Source organism: Streptomyces sp. CA189, from assembly GCF_056428985.1.
This window is the reverse complement of the sequence record NZ_JBWJVM010000111.1, coordinates 1-24,244: the sequence shown is the minus strand read 5'-3', so window position 1 is coordinate 24,244 and position 24,244 is coordinate 1. Positions and strand designations below refer to the sequence as shown.

Annotated in this window: 25 protein-coding genes and 2 pseudogenes; 17 read left to right on the top strand and 10 right to left on the bottom strand. The window is 72.7% G+C overall.

The annotated features are described in order from the left end of the window. Positions 1–106, top strand: a pseudogene (locus AC061S_RS41305) (IS5/IS1182 family transposase); the annotation flags it as partial. 207 nt (positions 107–313) lie between these two features. After that, complete coding sequence (locus tag AC061S_RS41300) at positions 314–589, top strand: isoamylase early set domain-containing protein (RefSeq protein WP_478691013.1); 276 nt, start codon at positions 314–316, stop codon at positions 587–589. Between the two features lie 14 nt (positions 590–603). Here AC061S_RS41300 and AC061S_RS41295 read toward each other — a convergent pair whose 3' ends face one another. From AC061S_RS41295 to AC061S_RS41280, 4 genes are all read right to left on the bottom strand, one after another. Then, positions 604–1,140, bottom strand: coding sequence for a DUF5133 domain-containing protein (locus AC061S_RS41295; protein ID WP_478691012.1), 537 nt, complete (start codon positions 1,138–1,140; stop codon positions 604–606). 183 nt (positions 1,141–1,323) lie between these two features. Continuing rightward, entirely contained in the window at positions 1,324–2,637 is a 1,314-nt protein-coding gene (locus tag AC061S_RS41290) for an AI-2E family transporter (RefSeq protein ID WP_478691015.1), read from the bottom strand. Positions 2,638–2,763: 126 nt separating this feature from the next. Further along, positions 2,764–2,937 carry a flavin reductase family protein gene (locus tag AC061S_RS41285; protein ID WP_478691011.1) on the bottom strand — a complete coding sequence of 58 codons (174 nt, stop codon included), beginning with the start codon at positions 2,935–2,937 and terminating at the stop codon, positions 2,764–2,766. Continuing rightward, complete coding sequence (locus AC061S_RS41280) at positions 2,907–3,272, bottom strand: flavin reductase (protein WP_478691010.1); 366 nt, start codon at positions 3,270–3,272, stop codon at positions 2,907–2,909. The genes AC061S_RS41285 and AC061S_RS41280 overlap by 31 nt, the downstream gene beginning before the upstream one ends. 80 nt (positions 3,273–3,352) lie before the next feature. On the opposite strand from AC061S_RS41280, the gene AC061S_RS41275 reads away from it, so the two are divergent. Next, positions 3,353–5,017, top strand: coding sequence for a phospholipase D family protein (locus AC061S_RS41275; protein WP_478691009.1), 1,665 nt, complete (start codon positions 3,353–3,355; stop codon positions 5,015–5,017). Between the two features lie 22 nt (positions 5,018–5,039). On the opposite strand, the gene AC061S_RS41270 is transcribed toward AC061S_RS41275, so the two are convergent. Both AC061S_RS41270 and AC061S_RS41265 read right to left on the bottom strand, forming a co-directional pair. Continuing rightward, positions 5,040–5,531 carry a hypothetical protein gene (locus AC061S_RS41270; protein WP_478691008.1) on the bottom strand — a complete coding sequence of 164 codons (492 nt, stop codon included), beginning with the start codon at positions 5,529–5,531 and terminating at the stop codon, positions 5,040–5,042. Between the two features lie 74 nt (positions 5,532–5,605). Continuing rightward, positions 5,606–6,148 (bottom strand): hypothetical protein, encoded by a 543-nt coding sequence (locus AC061S_RS41265; RefSeq protein WP_478691007.1) that lies wholly within the window; start codon positions 6,146–6,148, stop codon positions 5,606–5,608. Between the two features lie 151 nt (positions 6,149–6,299). On the opposite strand from AC061S_RS41265, the gene AC061S_RS41260 reads away from it, so the two are divergent. The 4 genes from AC061S_RS41260 (at position 6,300) to AC061S_RS41245 (ending at position 7,468) form a co-directional block, all read left to right on the top strand. After that, positions 6,300–6,692 carry a hypothetical protein gene (locus tag AC061S_RS41260; protein WP_478691006.1) on the top strand — a complete coding sequence of 131 codons (393 nt, stop codon included), beginning with the start codon at positions 6,300–6,302 and terminating at the stop codon, positions 6,690–6,692. A 63-nt stretch (positions 6,693–6,755) separates the two neighbouring features. Continuing rightward, positions 6,756–6,911, top strand: coding sequence for a hypothetical protein (locus AC061S_RS41255; protein ID WP_478691005.1), 156 nt, complete (start codon positions 6,756–6,758; stop codon positions 6,909–6,911). Further along, on the top strand, positions 6,912–7,058 hold the full coding sequence (locus AC061S_RS41250) for a hypothetical protein (RefSeq protein ID WP_478691004.1): 147 nt from the start codon (positions 6,912–6,914) through the stop codon (positions 7,056–7,058). It begins immediately after the preceding gene. Beyond that, on the top strand, positions 7,001–7,468 hold the full coding sequence (locus AC061S_RS41245; RefSeq protein ID WP_478691014.1) for a site-specific integrase: 468 nt from the start codon (positions 7,001–7,003) through the stop codon (positions 7,466–7,468). Before AC061S_RS41250 ends, AC061S_RS41245 begins: the two co-directional genes overlap by 58 nt. Positions 7,469–7,638: 170 nt before the next feature. Here AC061S_RS41245 and AC061S_RS41240 read toward each other — a convergent pair. From AC061S_RS41240 to AC061S_RS41230, 3 genes and pseudogenes are all read right to left on the bottom strand, one after another. Further along, a pseudogene (locus AC061S_RS41240) lies at positions 7,639–8,370 on the bottom strand (metallophosphoesterase family protein); the annotation flags it as partial. Further along, positions 8,367–8,621, bottom strand: a complete 255-nt coding sequence (locus tag AC061S_RS41235) for a hypothetical protein (protein WP_478691003.1) — start codon at positions 8,619–8,621, stop codon at positions 8,367–8,369. The pseudogene AC061S_RS41240 and the gene AC061S_RS41235, both read right to left, overlap by 4 nt. Continuing rightward, complete coding sequence (locus tag AC061S_RS41230) at positions 8,618–9,295, bottom strand: nucleotidyltransferase family protein (protein ID WP_478691002.1); 678 nt, start codon at positions 9,293–9,295, stop codon at positions 8,618–8,620. The genes AC061S_RS41235 and AC061S_RS41230 overlap by 4 nt, the downstream gene beginning before the upstream one ends. A gap of 190 nt (positions 9,296–9,485) precedes the next feature. Here AC061S_RS41230 and AC061S_RS41225 point away from each other — a divergent pair, with 190 nt between their 5' ends. The 4 genes from AC061S_RS41225 to AC061S_RS41210 all read left to right on the top strand — a co-directional run bounded on the left by AC061S_RS41225 (position 9,486) and on the right by AC061S_RS41210 (position 16,225). Further along, on the top strand, positions 9,486–10,016 hold the full coding sequence (locus AC061S_RS41225; protein ID WP_478691001.1) for a DoxX family protein: 531 nt from the start codon (positions 9,486–9,488) through the stop codon (positions 10,014–10,016). 209 nt (positions 10,017–10,225) lie between these two features. After that, entirely contained in the window at positions 10,226–13,018 is a 2,793-nt protein-coding gene (locus AC061S_RS41220) for an ATP-binding protein (protein WP_478691000.1), read from the top strand. Positions 13,019–13,163: 145 nt separating this feature from the next. After that, positions 13,164–14,951 (top strand): S8 family serine peptidase, encoded by a 1,788-nt coding sequence (locus AC061S_RS41215; RefSeq protein ID WP_478690999.1) that lies wholly within the window; start codon positions 13,164–13,166, stop codon positions 14,949–14,951. Positions 14,952–15,223: 272 nt separating this feature from the next. After that, on the top strand, positions 15,224–16,225 hold the full coding sequence (locus AC061S_RS41210; RefSeq protein ID WP_478690998.1) for a lipase family protein: 1,002 nt from the start codon (positions 15,224–15,226) through the stop codon (positions 16,223–16,225). A 59-nt stretch (positions 16,226–16,284) separates the two neighbouring features. Here the strand turns inward: AC061S_RS41210 and AC061S_RS41205 are convergent, their stop codons facing one another. Beyond that, positions 16,285–16,917 carry a pyridoxamine 5'-phosphate oxidase family protein gene (locus tag AC061S_RS41205; protein ID WP_478690997.1) on the bottom strand — a complete coding sequence of 211 codons (633 nt, stop codon included), beginning with the start codon at positions 16,915–16,917 and terminating at the stop codon, positions 16,285–16,287. A gap of 210 nt (positions 16,918–17,127) precedes the next feature. Between AC061S_RS41205 and AC061S_RS41200 the strand changes: the two genes are divergently transcribed. From AC061S_RS41200 to thpD, 6 genes are all read left to right on the top strand, one after another. Next, positions 17,128–19,128, top strand: coding sequence for a hypothetical protein (locus AC061S_RS41200; RefSeq protein ID WP_478690996.1), 2,001 nt, complete (start codon positions 17,128–17,130; stop codon positions 19,126–19,128). A gap of 4 nt (positions 19,129–19,132) precedes the next feature. Continuing rightward, positions 19,133–20,611 carry an ABC transporter substrate-binding protein gene (locus AC061S_RS41195; protein ID WP_478690995.1) on the top strand — a complete coding sequence of 493 codons (1,479 nt, stop codon included), beginning with the start codon at positions 19,133–19,135 and terminating at the stop codon, positions 20,609–20,611. Between the two features lie 296 nt (positions 20,612–20,907). Beyond that, positions 20,908–21,468, top strand: coding sequence for a diaminobutyrate acetyltransferase (gene ectA / locus AC061S_RS41190; RefSeq protein ID WP_478690994.1), 561 nt, complete (start codon positions 20,908–20,910; stop codon positions 21,466–21,468). Between the two features lie 80 nt (positions 21,469–21,548). Next, the gene (gene ectB, locus AC061S_RS41185) at positions 21,549–22,817 is read left to right on the top strand and encodes a diaminobutyrate--2-oxoglutarate transaminase (protein WP_478690993.1); all 1,269 of its coding nucleotides are present in this window, start codon (positions 21,549–21,551) and stop codon (positions 22,815–22,817) included. 35 nt (positions 22,818–22,852) lie between these two features. Next, positions 22,853–23,305 carry an ectoine synthase gene (locus AC061S_RS41180; RefSeq protein WP_478690992.1) on the top strand — a complete coding sequence of 151 codons (453 nt, stop codon included), beginning with the start codon at positions 22,853–22,855 and terminating at the stop codon, positions 23,303–23,305. A 38-nt stretch (positions 23,306–23,343) separates the two neighbouring features. Then, positions 23,344–24,244, top strand: a 901-nt coding sequence (thpD, locus tag AC061S_RS41175; protein ID WP_478690991.1) for an ectoine hydroxylase, incomplete at its 3' end; no start/stop codon positions are given.

Sequence of the window (24,244 nt, the reverse complement as noted above, 5' to 3'; positions counted from 1 at the left end):
CTTCATCGCTCTGGCCAGCACAGTCATCACTGTCCGCTGCCTGATCCGACGCGCCTGGACCCTCTACCGCTGGGACACCCGCCCTCGAAACCCCCGCATCCGATGACCTACTGGCGGACACCCTTAGCCGCGGCTGTGGTTCAGGCATTCGGGCTCCGGGCCGACGCCGCCGGCGGAGGTGTCACGCGATCGGGTCCGCTCCGGACGGGTGATGCGGGTGCCCGTGCGGCGGGTCGTGAGCCGGAACGGGCGGCGGCCGTCAGGCTGACCCCGGTCGGCGGGCACCGCCCGCCCCTACCGATAGGAGCAGTCCGTGCTGGAGCGCAAGCGCCGGAAGCACACGACCGAGGTCACCTTCGTCCTTCCGGCGGACACTCCGCCGGGGCCGGTGAGCGTCGTGGGTACGTTCAACGACTGGCGTCCGGGCGCGCACGTCCTCGAACCCCGGACCGATGGCATGCGGGCCGTGACCGTGGCCCTTCCCGCCAAGGCCACCCACGGTTTCCGCTACCTCGCGGCCGGCGACTACTGGTTCGACGAGGCGGCCGCCGACGGGCACGAAGAAGGCAACAGCCGCCTGCGCACCTGACCCACGGAAGGCGCTCAGCCGCCCTGCGGCAGCACCCCGGGTGCCAGCCGGTTGACGGCGATCATCTCCTCCGCGGCCAGCAGCGCGCCGTGGGCGCTGCGCTGGCCCATCACGACGCAGAGGGTGTACGCGGCCTCCTCAAGCTCGCTGCGCGCCTTCGCGTCGTCGGGAGCCGCCATCGCGCGGCGGCGGGCGGCCCGCAGGTGGTTCACGTGCCCGCGCAGGGTGTCCGGGTGCGGGGGCGACCAGGACCCGGGGGGACGGTCCGGCAGGGTGCGGGCCCGGGCGAGGGCGCCGCTCAGCACGTCCTCGACGACGGGCGCGGCGGGTCCACCGGTCCGGGCGGCGAGAACGGCCTCGGCCGCCTGCCGTACGTCCGTGCCCGCGCCGATCGCCACCTCGGCCAGGATCCGGCGGGCCTTGGCCGCGGTACAGGGGACGAGGGCCATCAGCACTCCCGTGGCGCGGGAGGCGATGGCTCGTGCCTCCTGGCGTTCCGGCGGCCCGGCCGGCGCCGCGGGCGTCCTGAGCTGCTGCGCCGGTTGGTCCATCCGTTCGCTCCTCCGCGTGGTGCACCCTTCGGATCCGGGTGGGTCCTGCTGTGTAGCAGGCGGAACGTTGCACCGCTTCGCTTACACGCGCACGCCACGGCCACAACCGCCCGATCCGGCCCCGGGAAGCGGCCCTGGTTGACCCCTCGTGTTGTCCTCGCGCCGGGTGACCGGGTGGCCCGCTCACCGGTCCGGGGCGTCGTCCGCTCCCGCCTGCTGATCCCCGGAGGGTGCGACGGGCGGGTCTGCGGACGGGGCTACGGGTGGGGGTGACGGCGGCCCCGCGCTCGCCGCGGGGTGCGCACGGAGGTAGGTGACCACCGTGTTGCCCACGGCCACGAGCGGGACGGCCACCACGGCCCCGCCGATTCCCGCGATGGTGGCGCCCGTGGCCACGGCCAGGACGACGGCCAGCGGGTGGACCCGCACGGCCCTGCCCAGGATGAACGGCTGGAGCACGTGTCCTTCGATCTGCTGCACCACGAGGACGACCATCAACGCCATCAGGGCGGTGAAGACCCCTTCCGTGACGAGGGCGACCACGACCGCGAGTGCTCCGGAGACGACGGCGCCCACGAGGGGCACGAAGGAGGACAGGAAGATCACCACGCCGATGGGAACGGCCAGCGGCACGCCGAGAAAGTAGATGCCCACGCCGATGAAGACCGCGTCGATCATCGCGACGATCATGGTGCCGCGCACGTAGGCGGTGAGCGTCCGCCAGGCGCGCGGGCCGGCGCCGGCCACCCCCGGGCGGGCCGCCGCGGGGACGAGCCGCAGAGTCCACTGCCAGATGCGCTTGCCGTCGTACAGCAGGAAGAGGGTGGCGAACATGGCCAGCAACAGCCCCGCGATCACCTCCACGAGCACGGTCACGCCCTGGAGGCCGGTGGAGGTGATCTCACTCGTACTGGTGCCGATGGTGTCGCTCAGTTTGTCGGCGATGGCGTTGATCTGTTGTTCCGTGACGTGCAGGGGACTGTCGATCAGCCATTGTTTGAGCTCTCCGATGCCCTCCTGAACGCGGTCCGAAAGGTCGTCGAGGTTGTCGAGCACCTGCCAGACGACGAACCATCCGACCAACCCGAGCATCACGAAGCCGCAGGTCGCGGTCAGCGCCGTCGCCGCGCCCCGGGACAGTCCGCTCCGGTGCAGCCGGGCGACCGTCGGCTGGAGCAGCGCGGTGACCAGGAGCGCGACGACGAAGGCGAGGGCGACCAGCCGCACCGCCCCGATGACGCGCATCAGCACCCAGACCGTGGCGGCGAGCACCAGGAACCGCCAACCGGCCTCCGCGGCCACCCGTACCCCCCAGGGCACCGCGGCCGCGGGGTCCCGCGCTCCGGCGTGGGACCCGTGCCGCGCCTCCGGCGCCACCGGTTCCTCCCAGGCCGCCGCGGCCTCCGCCTCCCGTTGGGCGTGGAGACGGGCTCGCCGCTCGCCGAGCCCCGCGGCGCCCTTCTTCACGCGCCCGAGCCATCCGCGCACGCTGGGCAGAGGTCGGTTCACGGTGGAGTTCCTCCGAGTCGTTTCGTAGGAGAGCTCCCTCCAGGCTGGCCCGTGCGCTGCGCGGCGGCACCTCGGGGCCCGAAGGAGGGGCCCGGGGGGCTGTCAGGCAGGCTGTCAGGCCGGGTGTCCGGGGGCGATCTCCCTGACGTCGCCGTACCGGAGGAGGGCGGGCGGGTCCGGAAGGGCCGGGGAGACCTCGGTGGGCGCCAGGAGGAAGCCGACGTGGTCGCCCCCGTCGATCCGCGCCTCGATCCGGCCTACGAACCATGCGGGCACACCGGCCAGCAACGGGACGCCGTCCGCGCTGACCGTCCACTCGATCCGGTCGAACTTGTCCGTCCGGTCGCCCGCTCACCCCCGAAGAGCTCCGCCAGCCACCGCTGGTCGCGGCCGAGCACGTGCACCGCGAGGTGGGAGGCCCTCTGTGCCGCCCGGAAGGTGCGGTTGAGCGTGGACAGCCACGCGATGAAGCGCGGCGGCCGGATCGAGCACTGCGAGGCGAAGCCGACGAGACAGCCGGCCCGCTCGTCCGAGCCCCCGGCCGAGCCCCCGGCCACGGCCGTGACCACGTACACGGGGCCGTCCAGGACGTCGGCGAAGGCGTCCAGTTCCGTTACCGCCACGGCCTCTCCTTCCGAGCGGTCCGGCCCGTCCCGAGTGGAAGGGACGGGATGCGGGTACCCGCGTAAGTGGAGGCCCCACCATGCCCAGCTCGGACTGGCTCCTGGCACCGGGAGAACGTGGCAATGCCGCCACCCGGCTGGAGCACCGCCGGGCGGACGGCGCGGCTTGGTCGGAGGGCAACGACGCCCGCCCGCTGGTCCACGGCGCACCGTACTTCGCCGAGCTCCTCGCGCGGATCCGGGCGATGCGCGCCGGCGACCTGCTCCTGTTCACCGACTGGCGCGGCGATCCCGACGAGCGGCTCCGTGGAGCCGGTACGGAGATCGCGGCCGTACTGGGCGCGGCGGCCGAGCTCGGTGTCGTCGTCAAGGGCCTGCTGTGGCGTTCGCACCTGGACGGCTTCCGGTTCAGCGAGGAGGAGAACCGCTCCCTCAGCGAGCGGGTGGAGGCGGCGGGCGGTGAGTGCCTGCTCGACCTGCGCGTGCGGCCCGGCGGCTCGCACCACCAGAAGATGGTGGTCCTGCGGCACCCCGGCCGGCCCGAGCGCGATGTCGCGTACGTCGGCGGGATCGACCTCTGCCACAACCGCAACGACGACGCCGACCACCGCGGCGACCGCCAATCGCTGCCCCTGGCGCCGCGGTACGGTCCGCACCCCCCGTGGCACGACGTCCAGCTCGCCCTGCGGGGGCCGGTCGTCGGCGACGTCGAAGCCGTCTTCCGCGAGCGCTGGGAGGATCCCGCGCCGCTCAGCCGCAGTCCGCTGATGCGTCTGCGCGAACGGCTGGCACGCGAGGACACCAGCGCGGACGAGCTGCCGCCGCAGGGGCCCGATCCGCCGCCGTGCGGCACGCACGCCGTTCAGGTGCTGCGCACCTACCCGAACCGGCTGCTGCGCGGCTACCCCTTCGCCCCCGACGGCGAGCGCAGCATCGCCCGGGGCTATCTCAAGGCGCTGCTGCGGGCCCGGACGCTGATCTACCTGGAGGACCAGTACCTGTGGTCCCCGCGCGTGGTGGACTGCTTCGCCCGGGCCCTGCGCGAACATCCGGGGCTGCGGCTGGCCGCCGTCATTCCCTCCGTGCCGGAGCAGGACGGCCTGCTCACCGGGCCCATGAACCTGATCGGACGGATCACCGCGCTGGAGGAGCTGCGCCGCGCCGGTGGGGACCGGGTCGCGGTGTACGGCGTGGAGAACCATGCCGGGACCCCCGTCTACGTGCACGCGAAGGTCTGCGTGATCGACGACGTCTGGGCGGCGGTCGGGTCCGACAACGTCAATTTGCGGTCGTGGACCCACGACTCCGAGCTGAGCTGCGCCGTCCTCGACCTGAGCCGCGATCCGAGGCCGCCGCACGATCCGGGCGGGCTCGGGGACGGCGCCCGCCCGTTCGCCCGGGAATTGCGCCTGGAGCTGATGCGCGAGCACCTCGACGCCGGGGACGGGGCGGAGGCCGGCGCGGGGGCGGGGGCGGGGGCGGAGGCGACGGCGGGGGCCGGGCCGTGGACGGCGGACGCGCTGTGCGATCCGTCGAACGCGTTCGACCGCTTCGCCGAAGCCGCCGCGGCGCTGGACGCCTGGCACGAGGCCGGGCTCCGTGGGCCCCGGCCACCCGGGCGCCTGCGCCGCTACGTCGCTCCGCATCTGCCCACCGTCCGGCGCCTGCTCGCCACCCCGCTGCACCACGCCCTGGTCGACCCCGACGGCCGACCCGTCGGAATGCGGCTCCGCAACGGGTTCTGATCCTCCCCGGGCTCCGCCGCGCTCAGGTCTTGAGCAGGCGGTTGAAGAAGGAGCGGTAGTGCCGCAACGCCTGCCGCAGGTCCTCCGTCTCCACTTCCTCGCCCCGGCCCCACTGGGCCTCCAGCTCCTGCTTGTGCGCGGCGAAGGTGCCGGCCAGCGTCTGCATGACCTCGGCCACCAGGGCGTCCGCGGACCTGACCGCGTCCTGCGGGTCGTCGACGAAGCGGCCTTGGATGTCGGTCCACGCCTGACGGAACTCCTGGGCTTCGGAGTTGCCGACGAGGGGCGCGGAGTCATCGTCGGGAGCCTCTGCGGGCGCGTCCGCGCCGGTGGGGGCGACCGTACGGTCCTCTGCCGCGGCCGGGGCGTCCTCGTCGCGAACCTCGCTTTCCTCGCGTTCCGCGTAGCCCTCGGGGTCCCCGTAGCCTTCGCGGACCTCACGGACCTCACGGACCTCACGGTCCTCGGTGGCCTCTCCCGGGTACACCGGGGCCTGCTCCTCGTCCTCCGTCACCGGATGTGCGAGGTCTTCCGTGGTCAGGCCCGCCTGGGGGGGGCCGGCCCTCCGCGTCCGAACGGGTCTTCATGTCACCGGTTCCTTTCGTCCGTGAGCAGCTCCGTGAAGAGGGCGCGGTAGTGCACCATCGCTCCCCGGAGTTCCTCGGTGGTCGCCCGCCCGTCGGCGCTTCGTACCTTGACGTCGTGGGCGGAGCGGTAGTGGTCCAGCGTGCCCGCGTGTGCGACGGAGAGGTCGCGCACTTGTCCGCCGTACCCGTCGGTGGGGTAGCCGCGCTCCCGCATCAAGCGGGACACCAGCTCGTCCGCCTCGGCCACGGAGCCGTCCGGCCGGTCCACGAAGTGTTCCTGGACGGTGGTCCACTCGTCGGCGTACTGGTGGCGCCGCTCGGCGGGGAGTTCCTTGATCTCCAGCCGATCGTGCCGCTGCTCGCGGGCGCGCAGTTCGCGCTCCGCGGCCAGGGCGCCGCCCTTTTCCTCGACGGTCCGCTCGTACTCCGGCCCGAAGCGGTCGCGCAGGTGGCGCCGGCGCGCCAGCATGGCCAGGGTCAAGCTCAGTGCCACGACCACGACGGCCGCCGCAACGATGATCGCTATGAGTGTGCTTGTAGACATGTCCCGCCTCCATCAAACGGTTCCGCGGGTCGTCGCCTCTCGGCTACCCGTTCGGCGGAGGGGAAACCCCCCAGGGGGCGCATATGCCGCCCGCATACGGGGACTCTGCCGGCCGACGGTTCGGCGGGCCGCCGGTGGGCAGACGCCGGGCATGACGTTGGACCATCCGGCCGAAAAGGGCAGACCGGGGCGGCTCGGCCGCTTCGAGAAACTGGCGGAACTCGCGTCCAATTTCACGAGTTCGGCGCTCTTCTCCTTCCTGTGCATCCTCCTGGTCGCAGGTTTCGTCACCGTTCACCTGCTCCACCTGCCGATGGAGTGGCAGCACCTCGCCGGGGATGCCATGGCGGCGGTGTCCCTGCTGCTGATCGCCCTGCTCAAGAACTCCGAACGCCGGGCCGAGCATGCGATCCAGCGCAAGCTGGACGCCATCGCCGGCGCCCTGCTGGAGCAGCAGGAGGGGGGCGGGGCACGGCTCACCGGGAGCTGGAGGAGGCCATCGGGATCGAGGAGCAGGAGTAGTCCGGTACGTGCGACGGCGTGAGCGCGGGTAGACGTCCGGTATGAAGGCGCGCCGCTGTGCGAGAGGGAGCGTGTCCGTGCCCTTGTGATCCCCCCTGCCTGGCAGGAAGTCTGGATCTGCCCGTGGCCCAGCGGCCACCTCCAGGCCGTGGGCACCGACGCGGCCGGGCGTCGCCAGTACCTCTACCATCCGGCGTTCCGTGAACAGCGCGACGCCGCCAAGCACGAGCACGTCCGGTAGGTGGCCCGCACGCTGCCGCGGCTGCGGCTGCGCGAACACGTGACGCGCGATCTCGACGGCCGCGGTCTGACCCGTGTCCGGGTGCTGGCCTGCCTGACCAGGCTGCTCGACCTGGGCTTCCTGCGGATCGGCGGCGACCGCTACTGACCACGCTGCTACGGGAGCACGTCGCCTGCCGGAACGGCGAGATCCGGCTCGACTTCCCCGCCAAGTCCGCCAGAACGGTCACGCGCACGTGGGTGGACCGGCAGGCCCACGCCGTGATCCGGGCGCTGCTGCGGCGCAAGGATCCCGGGCCGAGGCTGTTCGCCTACTGGGAGCACCGGGCATGGCACGACGTCCACGCCGAGGACCTGAACGACTACCTGCGCGACCTCGCAGGTCGGGAAGTGACGGCCACGGACTGTCGGCCCCGCGTCATCGAGCTCTACGAAGCCGGGGAGACCATCGCGCCGGCCCTCGGCAAGCTCGGCGAGGACGGCCTGTTCGGCGAGCCGGCCACCCACGGCGCCGTCGAGCGGACCGTCCTGGACCTCCTGCGGGCCGGTCGCGAGTAACCCCGTCGACCGGCCCCTGCCTCGCCGGCCACGCACGACGGGCGCGCAGGGCGATGTCCCCGGCCGGTGCGGCGCCGGGCTGGCTCACGGGCTCGGCCTTCGGGTCGGGGTGGGTCCGCCGGCGGGGGCCGAGCCGTCCGCGGCCGCGTGAACCGGGGGTCGGCCGACGGCGCGTGCCCGTCCGGGGCGAGGTGGTAGACGGCGAAGGCCCGGTCGATGACGGGCATGGCGACGTTCCGGACCCTGATCCCACCCGCCGTCATCCCGTGTTCGGTGCCGAGGTGGGCGTGGCCGTGGACGGCCAGGTCGGCGCCCTGCTCGTCCATCGCCTCTGCGAGCAGGTAGCTGCCGAGGAAGGGGTAGATCTCCCGCGGCTCGCCCGCCAGCGTGTCGGGTACGGGCGCGAAGTGCGTCAGAGCGATGCGCAGCGCGCAACCCGCTTCGCGGAGCTCGGCCAGTGCCCGCCCGAGGCCCTCCGCACAGCTGCGGGTGCAGCGGATGAACGCCTTCATCTCCGGTTCGCCGAACTCGCTGCCGCTGCGCCCGGCGAAGCCCCCGCAGAAGCCCTTGGTCCCCGCGACGCCCACCTTCGTACCGGCGAGGTCGAGGGTGACCCCGCCGCCCTCCAGGACGTGCACGCCGGCCGCCCGCAGCTCCCGGGCGACGGCCTCCTGCAGGTCGCTCTGGTAGTCGTGGTTGCCGAGGACCGCGACGACGGGCACCGGCAGTCCGGCGACTTCCGCGGCCACCACCCGGGCCTCCGGCGGGGTGCCGTGGCGGGTGAGGTCACCGGCCAGCAGCAGCACGTCCGCGCAGGCCCCGAGAGTGTCGAACGCGGGCCTGAGCGTCCCGGCGCTGTCCGGGCCGAGGTGGATGTCCCCGACGGCCGCCACGCGGATCACGGCAGTTCCTCGGAATGGTCGGGCGGCCTGGGGTGGCTCACGGTGAGGTCGTCGTACCAGTCGAGGCCCGTCAGCTCCTCCCCCGCCATGCGCAGGACGGCCGCCCTGCACTGCTCGTCGGGGACGCATCCCCGGACGACGGCTCGGGAGCCGTGCGTGTCGACGCGTACGCCGAGCTCGGCGGTCTCCTCGCGCGCCAGCCGGTCGCGCAGGTGCTCGATGCGGTACTCGGTGATGCCGTCGGAGGTCACGTCGCCTCCTCTCTCCCGTCGGGCCCCGCGGGGCGGCGGTCGACGACCTGGAGTCGCGCGAGCAGGTAGAGGAAGGCGTCCGAGAGCGGGCTCCCCCGGTGGTCGCGGTCGAGGCGGTCCCAGTCGATCTGTTCGCGCAGCATGCGGGCCATGGGCAGCAGGTCGCCGAAATCGCAGTAGTGCTCGCAGAGCGCCACGAGGCGGCTCTCCATGAGGTCGGTGGGCGAGAGGACCGGCATCCACACCGAGTCCACCGCCTTGACGCGGGCCCGTTCGAGCAGTTCCGTACTGACCGGACGCCGCGCCAGCTCGAAGATGAGGTCGATCTCCTCCCCGCCCGAGCTGCCCTTGACCAGCCAGTCCTCGGGGGCCCGGCGCATGGAGATGCCGCCGCCCTCCAAGGCCTCGACGGCCGCGTCGGCGTCCTCGGGCCGGACGCAGAAGTCCGTGTCGTGCTGGAAGCGGGCCGGCAGGCCATGGGCGAATGCGGCCACGCTGCCCGCGAGGGCGAAGGGCCTTCCGGTCTGCTTGAGCAGCGCCGCCACGTGCTTGGTGGTTTCCAGGATCGCCTGGGTGTGGTCCTCGGGCAGCGGAGCGTCGGGCGGAGCCGGGGGGCTGAGGCCGCCGGGAGACGGAGGGCCCGCCGGGTTCACCGGAGCAGTGGTGGGAGCCATGGTGCCCCTCTCGACCGGTGGAGGACGCGGCTGCACGTGGAGCATCTAACCGCCGCGGACCGCGGCAAACCCACCCGGCCATCTGGTGCGGGTGCGGTGTGGGGGCACGGAAGGCGTGGAAGGGGTGGAACGGGGCGAACGGATTCCGCCGATGCATTCCCGCCGCTGCATTCCTATCGAGAGGCCGCTCATGCACTTCACCCTTCGCAAGGACCTCGGGCTGCTCACCCTGCGGCTCGCGGCAGGTGGCGTGCTGATGGCACACGGCACGCAGAAGCTCTTCGGCTGGTTCGGCGGCGGCGGCATCGAGGGAACGGCCCGGACGATGGAGCACATGGGCTTCACCCCGGGCAGACCGAGTGCCATCGCCGCCGGGCTCGGCGAGGCGGGTGGCGGCGCTCTGCTCGCGCTGGGTCTGGCCACCCCGGCGGCGGGCGCCGCCGCTGCGGGTGCCATGGCAGGAGCCGTCTCGGTCCACGCCCCCGCCGGGTTCTTCGCCCAAGGGGGCGGCTTCGAGTACCCGGCCCTGCTCGGCTCCGTCGCTGCCTGCCTCGGTGTCACCGGGCCGGGACGCATCTCCCTCGACCACGTCAGCCGGCACAGGCTCGACCGCCCCGCCGTCATCGGGGTGGCGTTCGCCCTCAGTGCGGTGGCCGCCACCGTCGTCGTCCGCCGGCGCATCGCCGCGATGGAGCCCCCGGCCGGAGCCGACGAGGACTGAGCGAGTACTGAGCCGGCCCCGAGGCCGGGCTACGGGAAACGCCCGCGGCGGGGGTGGCCGGGGCGCGGCTCCGTCGCGCACGCCCCGTGCCTCTGGTCTGCCCAGACCATGCCCCTTCACACCTTCGCCGCAGCAGGCGCACCACCGACGGGAACCCTCGGAACCGCAGCCCTACCGGGGGCCTGGGGCGGTGCGTAGACTCCACCCGCATGACTGCGGGGATGGGCGCATCGGTGCTGGTCGGACGGGATGCGGAGATTCGGGCGATGCGTTCCGCGCTGGCCCGGCCGCCCGCCGTGGTGCTGATCGAGGGCGAGGCCGGGATCGGCAAGACGCGGCTCGTGCGCGAGGTGCTCGCGCGACGTCCCGACCGCGGGGCGCGGGTGCTGTCCGGGAGTTGTCCGCCGCTGCGCGAGCCGTTTCCGTACGGGCCGCTGTTCGATGTGCTGCGCACCCTCGCCCACGCCGTCCCGGCCGGGCTCAGCCCGGTGTGCGGGGCGTTGCGGCCGTACTTGCCCGAGCTCGCGGATCGACTGCCCCCGCCCTGCGAGCCGTTGCACGACCCGGCCGCCGCCACGCACCGGATCTTCCGTGCGGTGGGGGCGCTGCTGGCCGCCGTGTGTCCGGCCGTGCTCGTCGTCGAGGACCTCCACTGGGCCGACGACGGCACCCGCGACCTGATCCGGTTCCTGATCGAGGATCCGCCGCCGGGGCTCGCCAGCGTGCTGACGTACCGTCGGGAGGACCTGCCCGCCCCCGGGCTGCCGTTGGGGCGTGCCTACCGGCGGGCGGCCGGTCACGAGTCCCTGCTGATGCGGCTGGAGGCGCTCGACGCGGGCGAGGTGCGCACCCTGGCCGCCGCGCTCACGGGCGGGCCCGTATCCGCGCGGCTGGCGGGCGAGTTGCACGAGCGCACCGCCGGAATCCCCTTCGTGCTGGAGGAGTTCGTCCGTGGGCCGGGTGCCCCCACGGCCGTGCCCGCCCTGCTCCAGGAGGCGATGGCCGACCGGACCGCCGGTCTGGACGCGCCGGCCCTGGCCGTCGTCCACGCGGCCGCGGTGCTGCGCGATCCGGCGCAGGAGGCCCTGGTCACCGCGGTGGCGGGGCTCGACGAGGAGGCCGGGGCCGGGGCGGTGGGGGCCGCGCTGCGGGCCGGGGTGCTCCACGACTGGGGCGAGGACCGGTACGGGTTCCGGCACGGACTGGCCCAACAGGCCGTGTACGAGGCCCTGCTGGGCCCCGAGCGGCGACGCCTGCACCTGCGTGCCGTCACGGCGCTGGCCGCGCTGCCGGCGCCTCCGCTCGTACGGCTCGCCTACCACGCCCGGCAGGCCGGGGCCGTGGAGAAGTGGCGCCGCTACGCGGAGGACGCCGCCGAGCACGCCCGGGAGATCGGCGACACCGCGCTCGCGGTGGAGCTCCTCGAAGGGCTCCTCGACGATCCCTCGCTGCCGCCCGAGGACTGCGCCCGCCTGGCTCTGCGGCTCAGCCGCGCGGCCACGATCGGGCTCACCCACCGCCGCACCGCCCGGCTGCTGCGCCGGGTGGTCGACGACGGCGGGGCGCTGCCCGACGCCGTGCGCGGGGACATCCGGCTGAACCTCGGGCTGCTGCTGAACAACCAGGCCGGCGACCACCGCCAGGGGCGGCTGGACACCGCCCGCGCCGTCGCCGAGCTCCACGAACGGCCGGCCCGCGCCGCCCGGGGCATGGCCGGGCTCGCCATGCCGACCTGGGGCGGGGAGCCGTACCCGGTCTACCAGGAGTGGATCGACCGCGCCGAGCGGATCGCCGCCTCGCACGGGGACGAGGCCCTGCGCCTCGCCGTGCGCGGCAACCACCTCGTCCTGCGGATGACCCTCGGCGAGGGGGCGGTCCGCGGCGAGGCGGAGGCCCTGCTCGCCGCCGGCGCCGCGGACCGGGCCGGGCGCCTGGAGTTGGCGCGGATGTGCGGGAACCTCGCGGACGCCGCGGCCTGGCTGGGCAAGGACCCGGAGGCCGAGCTGTTCCGCCGGGAGGGCGACCGCATCGCGGCCGCGTGCGGAGCCCCGTACCTGCGCGGGATCATCGACGCGACCGTGCTGCGCCTGGAGTGGACCCAGGGGCGCTGGGAGGGGCTCGGCGAGCGGGCCCGGCAGGTGTGGGAGGCGGCCCAGGGAGCTTCCGGGATCGAGTCGGAGGCGCGCCTCGTGCTGGGGCTGCTCGGTGCCGCGCACGGGGAGTGGGAGGAGGCCGGGGAGCACCTCGCGGCGGCCGCCCTGGGCGATCCGGAGAACGCGGCCTCGCCCGTCCTGGCCGCCGCGGGCGCCGCGGCGGTACGCATCCACCTCGCGCGGGGTCAGGCCGGCGCGGCCTGCGCCGAGGCCGACCGGGGGCTCGCCCGCGTCCGGCACAAGGGGCTGTGGGGCTGGGCCGCCGACCTGGCGGCGGCCGGCGTGGACGCGTACGTCCGGGCGGGCCGCTCCGCCGACGCGGCGCGGCTGACCTCCGAGTACGCCGAGGCCATCGCGGGACGCGACCACCCCTTGGCGCTGGCCGCGCTGCCGTTGTGCCGGGCGGCCGTGGCCCGGTCCGCCGGACAGCCGCAGGAGGCGTCGGCGCACTACCGCCGGGCGGCGGCCGAGTTCGCCGCGCTGCGCCGGCCGCACAGCGCGGCCCAGGCCGTGGAGGCGGCCCTGGAATGCGTACCGGATGCTGGTGAACTGGCGCTCCTGGCCGCCGAGTTCGAGCGCATCGGGGCCGTGCGGGAGGCGGCCCGGTGCCGGCGGGCGCTGCGCGGGAGCGGTCATGCGGCGACGGCCCGGCGCGGCCGGGGCGGGGGCGGGTACGGCGAGGCGCTGTCGCCGCGGGAGGCGGACGTGGCCCGGCTGGTGGCCTCGGGCCGGACCAACCGGGAGATCGCCGAGCTGCTGTTCCTCTCGCCGCGCACGGTGGAACAGCACGTGGCGAAGGTGCTGCGGAAACTGAAGGTCAGCAGCCGTACGGAGGTACGTACTCCGTAGCGGCCGGGGCGCGGGTGGCGGCGAATAGGTACTCCTACGGACCCGGGTACGGATTGCCGGGCTCCCCCGGGTGTCACGAGGGTGATCCCCGTGCCCCGGCCCCCACGCCGGGGCATCCAGGAACCCGATCAGTAGGAGCAGTTGGATGCGTGCACAGCGTGCGGCAAGAAGCACCCGGCTCGGGGCCATATGTCTCGGTGCCGCCACCGCGACCGTCCTCGGCCTGTTCGGCGCCGCCACCCAGGCCCATGCCGGACCCGCGGAGGGCCGGGTCCTCGGCGAGGGCGCGGCGGACACGGTGAGCGGCCGGTACCTCGTCGTCCTCGACGGCGCTCCCTCCCTGCGCGCCGCCGCCACGGCCGAGACCGCCGGGGAGGCGAAGACGCTGACGGACCGCCACGGAGGGGCGGTCCGTCAGCTGTACACGGCCGCCCTCAAGGGCTTCTCCGTGAAGGCGACCCCGGAGCAGGCCCGCCTGCTCGCGGCCGCTCCGGGCGTGCGCTACGTCCAGGCCGACACCGTCTTCCGCGTCTCCGGGACCCAGCCCAACCCGCCCTCCTGGGGCATCGACCGCGTCGACGGAGCCAAGGACGGCTCCTACGCGTACCCGAACGACGGCAGCGGGGTGACCGCGTACATCGCGGACACCGGCCTGTACCGGCAGCACTCGGACTTCGGCTCCCGCGCCTCCGCGGGCTACGACTTCATCGACAACGACGCGGACTCCGCCGACTGCCACGGGCACGGCACGCACGTCGCGGGGACCGTGGGCGGCAGCGCGTACGGAGTCGCGAAGAACGTCAAGCTGGTCGGGGTGCGGGTGCTCGACTGCCAGGGTTCCGGTTCCACGGAGCAGATCGCGGCCGGGATGGACTGGATCGCGAGGAACGCGAAGAAGCCGGCCGTCGTCAACATGTCCCTGGGCGGCAGCGCCGACCGTGCGCTCGACGACGCCGTGGCCGGGGTCATCAACGCGGGCGTGCCGGTGGCCGTCGCGGCGGGCAACGACAGCAAGGACGCGTGCAACACCAGCCCGGCGCGCCTGCCCGCGGCCATCACCCTCGGTTCCACCGACAGCAACGACGCCCGTTCCAGCTTCTCCAACTACGGTTCCTGCCTGGACCTGTTCGCCCCCGGCGGCTCCATCGTCTCCACCAGGATGGGCGGGGGCACCCAGACGATGAGCGGCACCTCGATGGCCACTCCGCACACGGCGGGAGCGGCGGCGATCTACCTTTCGGCGCACGCCGACGCCACCCCGCAGCAGGTGCGCGACGCGCTGGTGGACAACGCGCAGTCGGGTGTGGTGACCGGGGCCGGTTCGGGCTCCCCCAACAAGTTCCTGAACGTGACGAAGCTCGGCGCTCCCACCCAGCCCGGTGAGCCGGTCGCGGACTTCGCCGCCCAGTGCTCGACCTCGGCCGCCTCCTGCGCCTTCGACGCCTCGGCGTCCAAGGACCCGGACGGCTCGATCGCCTCGTACGCCTGGGAGTTCGGCGACGGTGCGAAGGGTGAGGGCGTCAAGCCGTCCCACGAGTACGCGGCCGCCGGGACCTACTCGGTCAAGCTGACCGTCACCGACGACTCCGGCCGCACCGCCACCGTCACCAAGCCCGTCACCGCCGGGACGACGCAGCCCCCGACGGGCACCCCGCCGACCGCGGCGTTCTCGGTGTCCTGCTGGTACCAGGACTGCTCCTTCGACGCCTCGGCCTCCAAGGACTCCGACGGCTCGATCGCCTCGTACAAGTGGAAGTTCGGCGACTCCGCCACGGGCACCGGCGCCACCGTCGCCCACCGCTACCCGGCCGGGCAGCGCAGCTACACCGCCGAGCTGACCGTGACCGACAACTCGGGCCTGACGGCGACCGCTTCGCGCCGCATCGACTGCTACGCCTTCGGCACCGGCCAGTCCCTCTGCTTCGCCTCCTGACCCTTCTCCACCCCACCCGCACGGCGACCCGGTCCTCCCCCTCCCCGGGGAGGGCCGGGTCTCGTACGTCCAGGGGCCCCTGTGTGGGTAGACGTTGCAAATGAACGCAGCTAGCGTTTCGCCCCGGACATCAGCCCCCTACGTCGCCCCCGGCCGACGAGGAGCACGGACCGCCGCCCTCCTGACGAACCCTGCTGCCGGCCCTCCCGCCCAGGTCAGAGCCTCCGTCCGGCGGCGCCGAACGGCAGCCGCGCACGCAAAGGAGACCGTCCTTGACGCACGGATCGAGCCACCTCCCCGGACCCGGCCGTCGTCCGGCGGCGCTGGTCCGGGCGTCCCGCTGGGCCGCCGTCGGTGCGATCGCCGCGGCGCTCACCCTGTCGGGCTGCACCCGGAACGGCGCGCACCAGGGCCCCGAGGAGCGGAGCGCGTCGACAGCCGTGCCCGAGGGCGACGCGTTCTACGACCCGCCGAACCCGCTGCCCGCGGGCAAGCCCGGCACGGTGATCCGCCAACGCCCCTACGCGCCGCCGGAGGCGGAGCTGACGCTGCCGTCCCACACCGTTCTGGTGATGTACCTGAGCACCGGGACCGACGGCAAGCCGGTGGCCGCGAGCGGCCTGGTGACCGTCCCGGACGGCCCCGCGCCGGCCGGCGGGCGGCCCGTCGCCGCCGTGAACCACGGCACCATGGGCATCGGTTCGGCGTGCGCCCCGTCCCCCATCCCGGCCTTCGCCGGGCTGCAGGACGCGAGTGCGGTGGGGAAGCTGCTCGCGCGGGGGTTCGTCGTCGTACAGCCCGACTACATCGTCCTGGGGGTGACCGGGGTCAGGCACCCGTACCTCAACGGCAAGTCCGCCGCGTACGCCACGCTCGACATCCTCCGCGCCGCTCGCACGATCGACCCCGGGGCGGGCCCGACCACGCTCGTCTACGGCGGCTCGCAGGGCGGGCACGCCGCGCTGTGGAGCGCGCACCACGCCGCCGCGTACGCCCCCGACGTCGATCTCAAGGGCGTGGTCGCCAACGCGCCGGCGGTCGGATTCGAGTGGATGCCCGCCCTGTTCGCCCAGCAGGACGAGACCGCCACTCCCTACACCGGGATCCTGCTGACGCTCATCAACGGGGCCTCGGCGGCCGACCCGGCGGTCCAACCCGCCGACCTCCTCACCCCCGCGGGCCTGGCCGCCGCGGACCGCATCTGGACCCATGCCATCGCCTGGATGGACGCCCGGCGTTGCGGCATCCCGACTGCCGCGAGCTGCCGGTTCTGAACGACGGTGGCGGCCAAGGCCCCGACCGGACCGCACCGCCCGAGCGCCCTGACCACCCCTCAGATGTACATGTCCTTCTCGTCGTACGAGGGCCCGTAGTAGCGCTCCAGCTCCTCCAGGGACTCGTGCGTGCGCTCCAGGCTCTTCGAGATCCTGGCCCTGGACGGGGCCGCCTCGGGGTTCCACGTCTCCGGCTTCCACAGGGCGGAGCGCACGAAGGCCCGGGAGCAGTGGAAGTAGACCTGTTCGACCTCCACGAGGAGGGCGAGCGCGGGGCGGTGCCCCTTGACGGTCAGGTCGTCGAAGAAGGGCGCCTCGCGGAGCAGCCGGGCCCGGCCGTTGACGCGCAGGGAGTCACCGCGGCCCGGGATCAGGAAGAGCAGACCGACGTGGGGGTTGGTGAGGACGTTTCGGTAGCCGTCCGCACGGCGGTTGCCGGGGCGGTCCGGGATCACGAGGGTGGTGTCGTCGAGGACCTTGGTGAAACCGGGCGGGTCGCCCTTGGGCGAGACGTCGCAGGTGCCGTCGGCGGCGGAGGTGGAGATCAGGCAGAGCGGGGACCGGGCGAGCCACTGCCTGTGGTGGTCGTGCAGGGTCCGCCGTTCCTTGTCGATGGCCACGGCGGTGGGTTCGCCGAGCAGCTCGCGAAGCTCCACCTCGGTGCTGATCTCCTCGAACGCCCCTGTGTCCACTGCCCGCCCCCGTCTTCGCGGACGGCCCGTACGCCGCCCTGCCGCGACTATGCCACGGCTCTCCGGGGCACACGGCCGGGTCCGCCACCGGCCCGGTTGCCCGGTTCGTCCACGCGGAATCGAATCAAGGAGCGGAAACCCCTGTCTGACTCCGCCTCCGGATGGCAGGCTCTACTCCTCTGAGCGCCGTCCTGGGGGGGATCACACGTCATGGAGCCGGGTACGGGCATGGGCCTGCGGGGCCGCAGCGGCATCCTGTCGCTGGTCGACTCGTGCCTGAAGGAGGACCCCGAGGCCGAGCGTCCCCTGACCATGCTCCTCGGCCCGGCCGGCAGCGGAGCCAGCGAGGCGCACAGCGCGCTGATGGAGCGCTTCGGACCCGACTACCCCTTCGCCTTCGTCAACTTCGGCGGGGCCCAGTCCCTCCTGCCCCGCTACGCCCTCGGGCTCCTGGCCCGCCAGCTGGAACGCAAGCTGCCCCGCTACGGCCGCTCCCACTTCCCCCTGCTCAGCCTCGGCCTGCTCGCCTCCGACCAGGAGCTGCGCATGCGCAGCCTCGCGGAGGGCCGCCGCGCGGTGCAACGCCAGCTCGACCGGTTCCAGGAGGAGAACGAGGCCCGGCACGGGGACTACCTGGCCGCCTTCTTCGAAGTGGGCATGGGCGCGGTCGGCATGCCCGAAGGCGCCTCCACCGCCGCGCTCACCCTCTTCCAGGACGCCCTGCGGCGCGGCCGCCGCACCGTGCCCGGCCTGCTCGGCGGCCGCCTGGGCAGCCGGCTCACGGCCGGGGCCCATTGGTACGGACGCCACCCCATGACCCGCAGCGCGGACCCCATGGAGGCCCTCGTGGAGCTCAACCTCTGGCGCCACGAGGGGGACGAGAACGAACAGGAGCGGCTCGACCTCGTCCTGTTCTCGGCCTTCCTGGAGGACCTCAGGCGCAACACCGCCCGCAACTTCATGCCCCGCTCCTACCTGCTGCTCCTGGACAACTCCCACACCGAATACGGCCGCCGCTTCCTGGACCTGTTACTGCGCTCCCGGCACGACCAGACCGTGGTGGCCGGGCACGCCAGCGACCCGCTGACCGTCGTCGCCAGCTCCAACCGCTGGCTGCCCCGCTGGGGCCCGGCCACCGGGGACTCCTGGCCCTGGCAGCTGCGCGGCCCCGACCGGGCCTCCCTGGCCGACTGGCACGCCAACCGGCCGACCCGCGACAGCGAGGACAGCTGGTGGTACCCGCTGCGGCTGCGCGACCTCAACCTGGACGAGGTGCGGATCCGGATAGAGCTCCAGCTCGGCGGCAACAGCGACCTGGCCCCGCTCACCCGCCTCACCCCCTTCGTCCACCGGCTCACCGGGGGGCTGCCGCGCGCCGTCCACCAGGTGCTCGACGTACTGCGCCAGGCCGGGCCGCTCCCGGACTCCGGTCCGCAGCAGGACCGTTGGCTGCGCACCCTGCCCGATCGGCCGCTGCGCACCGGGGAGGCCTCCGCCACCCTCGCCGACACGGCGCTCGGGCATCTCCTGCGCGATTTCGACGGGAACCAGCGCGCGGCCCTGGCCGAATGCTCCGCCGCCCGGGACTTCTCCGTGGCCACGCGGCTGCTCAGCCCCGACGACTCCCTGTTCGGCGACATCCGGGCCCGCTGGCTGCTGACCGGGCCCGTCGCCGTGGTCCCCGTACTCCACCCGTGGCTGCGCCGGCTGCTCCTGTGGCGGCTGGCCGCGCGCCCCGACGGGTGGGACGCCGCGCACGAGCTCCTCGCGGAGCACTACCGCGGCGAGGGCAAGCCGGTGCAGGAGATGTACCACCAGCTCGCCCGCGGGCGGACCGAGGAGGTCACCGCCCACCTGACCCGGCGCTTCACCGCCGTACCGGCCGCTCAGTGGATCTCCGAGTTCGACGCGATCACCGCCGCTCCGAACCGGCTCCCGGCCGGCAGCGGGCCGCTGGAGCTCCTCGCCGGGCTCGTCCCGCGCCGGCCCGGGCGCGTGATGGACACCGAGTCCGTGATCCACACCCTGGTGACCACCCGCTGGGTGTGGAGCGATCCGCTCGCCGACCCCGCCATGCGGCTGGGAGACCTGATCGCCGACGGCTACACCCAGCTGTCCCAACTGCGGAGGAACGACATCGTGGCCCTGTTCAACGAAGCCGAGCGGTACCGCCATTGGCGCGATCCCCAGACCGCGGGCTGGGAGGGCTGAGCACGTGCCCAGACTCGAATGGCCGCTGCACGTCGTACGCCGCGTCGCGCTGGCCGCCGCGGCGGCCGTCACCCTCGTGGCGGCGCTCTGGCTGGGTGTGGGCTGGCTCCAGGAACGCCAGGCCCGGTGCGCCGACGGGGTCGTCGAACAAGGACGGGACGACGAGTGCGTCGGAGTGAGCGACGGCTCCTACGTCTTCGCGCCGCACCTGGACGCCGTCAGCGCGAAGATCGAGGAGGAGAACCGCCGGGTCCTCGCCAACGCGGACAAGGAACCGTACGTCAGCGTCGCCTACTTCACCTCGTTCACCACCACCTCAGAGGACAGCAACTCGGCCGAGGGCGTCCGCCACGAACTCCAGGGCGCCCACCTCGCCCAGTACCGGCACAACCAGGGCGACTTGGCCGCCACGCCCAAGATCCGGCTGCTGATCGCCAACCCGGGCAGCAAGTCCGCGCAGTGGAAGCACACCGTCGACGAACTGATCGCCCGCAAGGACTCCCCGGACCGGCTCGTCGCGGTGGCCGGCCTCGGCCCCAGCACCAACGAGAACCTCGCGGCCATCAAGCGCTTCTCCGAGAACGGGATCGCCATGGTCGGAGCCACGCTGACCGCCTCGAACATCCAGGGCATCAACGGCTTCGTCCGGATCGCCCCCACCAACGAGGACGAGGCGTACGCGGGCGCCGGCTACCTCAAACGGCGTGGAGTCTCCACCGGCGTCGTCATCCAGGACGTGGCGGAGGGAGACCTCTACGCCTCCACCCTGGGCACCGCCTTCACCAAGGCGTTCCAGGACGGCGGCGCGCACAAGCTCGTGGCCGAGCGCATGACGTACGACTCCTCCGTCAGCAGCGCCTGGCAGAACGAACTGCGTTACATGCCGGGACAGTTGTGTCAGCAGCGCCCCCAACTCGTCTACTTCGCGGGCCGCGGCCTGCACCTCACCCGCTTCCTCGACGCGCTCGCCAACCGCAGCTGCACCGACCAGCGGTTCACCGTGTTCACCGGGGACGACACCAGCAACCTGAACCCCGAGCAGCTCGCCCGCGCCGCCGCGACGGGCATCGAGGTGCTCTACACCGGCCTCGCCCACCCCGACATGTACCGCGCGGCGCCACAGGCGGTGTCCGCGCCCTCCGCGAAGAACTTCCAGCCGGGCGGGCTGCTGGAAGAGTGGTTCCCGCACGACCCCCGTGAGGACGGCGGGGCCCTGATGGGCCACGACGCGGTCCTCGCCGCGGCCCACGGCATCCAGATGGCCGCCCGCTGGCAGGGCCAGGTCGTCGGCGACGCGGTGGCCCGGATGTTCCACCAGATGGACGGCACCCAGCAGGTGGCCGGCGCCAGCGGTTTCATCTCCTTCCAGAACAACGGCAATCCCCGCAACAAGGCCGTCCCGATCCTCCGCCTCAACGCCAAGGGCCAGGTGGAGTTCGTCGAGGTCTCCGCTGCGGAGGGCAAACCACCGCAGGAACAGTGACGCGGCGGGCTGCGCGGGCCCTGTCTCCTATATCCGCGCGGCTGTCAACGAAACCCCCGACCAGCCGACGAAGACATCACATTCAAGTGGAAGACATGAGACGGGACAAAGACGTTACCTGCTCGTTATAGAACCGAGGGTGGGGTGGAAATATCAGCATTTTTCATAGAAGACCGGGCTCATTGCCGGCACTTTCACCGTCCCTGAGAGGCCTTTCCACCTATCACGAACAGCACCCTTCGCGTAACCCCTCAGGGCCGTGCAATCTCCTCCAAGCATCGGTAGCTTCGGCCCGCATGACTGCTCATGCAGAACTGGCCCATTACCGGAAGACCCCGCCCTCCACCCCGACCACCTCGACCACCTCGACGACGCACATCGACCGCCCCCGCCGAAGCGACGGCCGCCTGCTGTGGCACCTCGCCCGCGACTCCGGGACCCTGGACCTCAACTCGGCCTACAGCTATCTCCTCTGGTGCCGTGACTTCGCCGGCACGTCCGCCGTCGCCCGCGACTCGTCCGGGCGCACCGTCGGATTCGTCAGCGGATACCTGCGGCCCGACAGCCCCGGCACCCTGCTCGTCTGGCAGATCGCCGTCGACGAATCCGTCCGCGGCCTGGGTGTCGCCGGGGCGCTGCTCGACGGCCTCTCCGCCCGGGTGGCGGCGGAACACGGACTGAGCGCCCTCGAGGCCACCGTCTCCCCCGGAAACCTCGCGTCGGAGCGCCTGTTCGCCTCGTACGCCGCACGGCACGGCGCCACGCTCACGCGCGAAGTGCTGTTCGCCCCGGAGGAGTTCCCGGACCGCGGGTACGCCCCGGAGGTCCTGCACCGCATCGGGCCGCTCCACTTCTGATCCCGGCCCGCACGCCCCGTACTGAGCCGCCCTGCACCGAACCCCCACACCGAACACCCCACATTCATTGGAGAGTTGCCTTGACCATGACCGAGCCGGCCCTGTCCGTCTTCGAGACCATGGAGTCCGAGGTGCGCAGCTACTGCCGCGCCTGGCCCGTCGTCTTCGAGCGCGCCACGGGAAGCCGGCTGTACGACGAACACGGCAGCGGCTACCTGGACTTCTTCGCGGGCGCCGGGTCCCTGAACTACGGCCACAACAACCCCGTCCTGAAGCGGGCCCTGCTCGACTACCTGGAGCGGGACGGCATCACGCACGGGCTCGACATGTCGACGACGGCCAAGAGGGCCTTCCTCGAGACGTTCCGGTCCCACGTCCTCGAACCCCGCGCACTGAACTACAAGGTGATGTTCCCGGGGCCGACGGGGACCAACGCCGTCGAAGCGGCACTCGAGCTGGCGCGGAAGGCCAAGGGCCGCGAGTCGGTCGTGTCCTTCACCAACGCCTTCCACGGCATGTCGCTCGGCTCGCTCGCCGTGACGGGCAACGCCTTCAAACGGGCCGGCGCCGGCATCCCCCTGGTCCACGGCACCCCGATGCCCTTCGACAAGTACCTCGGAGGCCGGGTCCCCGACTTCCTGTGGTTCGAGCGCCTGCTGGAGGACCAGGGCTCCGGCCTCAACCACCCGGCGGCGGTCATCGTCGAGACGATCCAGGGCGAAGGCGGGATCAACGTGGCGCGCGCGGAATGGCTGCGCGCCCTCGCGGACCTGTGCCGCCGCCGCGACATGCTGCTCATCGTCGACGACATCCAGATGGGCTGCGGCCGGACCGGTGAGTTCTTCTCCTTCGAGGAGGCGGGCATCACCCCCGACATCGTCACGCTGTCGAAGTCCATCAGCGGCTACGGACTCCCCATGTCCCTGTGCCTGTTCAAGCCCGAACTGGACCTGTGGGAGCCCGGCGAGCACAACGGCACCTTCCGCGGCAACAATCCGGCCTTCGTCACCGCGACGGCTGCCCTGGAGACCTATTGGGGTGACGGCGTCCTGCGCGAGCGGACCCTCGTCCAGGGCGGGCACATCGAGGGCGTGCTGCGCGAGCTGTGTGCCGAACACGGCCGGCTGGGTGCGACGTATCGGGGCCGCGGACTGGTCTGGTGCCTCGAGTTCACCCAGAAGGAGCGCGCGGCGGAGGTGTGCCGGAGGGCTTTCGAGCACGGTCTCCTCGTCGAGACCTCGGGCCCCGAGGGCGAGGTCGTGAAGCTGCTCCCGCCGCTCACCGTCACCGCCGACGAACTCGACGAGGGACTCGACATCCTCGCCCGCTCCGTCCGCGAAACCGCCTGACCGGCACCCGTCACACACCACGAAGGGCACCCACCATGATCGTCCGCTCGTTCCGGGACATCGAGGGAACCGACCGCCACGTCAGGGCGGCATCCGGGACCTGGGAGAGCAAGCGCATCGTCCTGGCCAAGGAACGCGTCGGCTTCTCCCTGCACGAGACCGTCCTGTACGCCGGCACCGAGACGTCCATGTGGTACGCGAACCACGTGGAGGCCGTGGTCTGCACGGAGGGAGAGGCCGAGCTCACGGACGAGGAGACGGGCCTGACCTACACGATCACGCCCGGAACCATGTACCTCCTCGACGGCCACGAGCGGCACACCCTGCGCGTGAAGCACGAGTTCCGCTGCCTGTGCGTCTTCAACCCGCCGGTGACGGGCCGGGAGGACCACGACGAGAACGGCGTGTACCCCCTGCTCACCGAGCCCGAGCCTGAACCCGGAGCCGGAGCCGGAGCCGGACCCGGAGCCGGACCCGAACACAGCTGAGTTGCGGAAACGCACAGAGAGGAGAGGCAGGCACCACCATGATCCACACATCCACCCGCACCGCGAACGACCTGTATCCGACCCGGGGCTCCGAGGAGGTACTCACCGGCCGCGCGGACCCCGTCGTCTGGTCCGAGCCCGGCACTCCGGGCCCGATATGGGCCCACGAGCTGGAGAGCTACGAACGCGACGGCTTCCTGTCCGTCGACGAACTCATCACGCCCGACGAGACGGACGTGTACCGGACCGAGATGGACCGGCTGCTCCGTGACCCCTCGACGCTGGCCGACGAGCGGTCCATCGTGGAGCCGAAGTCCCGGGAAGTGCGCTCCGTCTTCGAAGTCCACCGGATCAGCGAGGTGTTCGCGGCCCTCGCCTCCGATCCGCGCGTCGTGGGGCGCGCCCGGCAGATCCTGGGCTCCGAGGTGTACGTGCACCAGTCCCGGATCAACGTCAAGCCCGGTTTCGGCGCCAGCGGCTTCTACTGGCACTCCGACTTCGAGACCTGGCACGCCGAGGACGGCCTGCCGCACATGCGCACCGTGTCGGTGTCCATCGCCCTGACGCCGAACTACGCCACCAACGGCGGCCTGATGATCATGCCCGGCTCCCACCGGAGCTTCCTGGGCTGCGCGGGCGCGACGCCGGAGGACAACTACAAGAAGTCCCTCCAGATGCAGGATGCGGGCACCCCGTCGGACGAGGCGCTGACCAAGTTCGCCTCGGCCTGCGGCATCAAGATCTTCACCGGCAAGGCGGGCTCGGCCACCTGGTTCGACTGCAACGCGATGCACGGCTCGGGCGACAACATCACGCCCTACCCGCGCAGCAACGTGTTCCTCGTCTTCAACAGCGTCGAGAACCGCCCGTCGAAGCCCTTCGCCGCCCCGGTGCGCCGCCCCGGCTACATCGCCTCGCGGGACTTCCCCCCCGTACGCT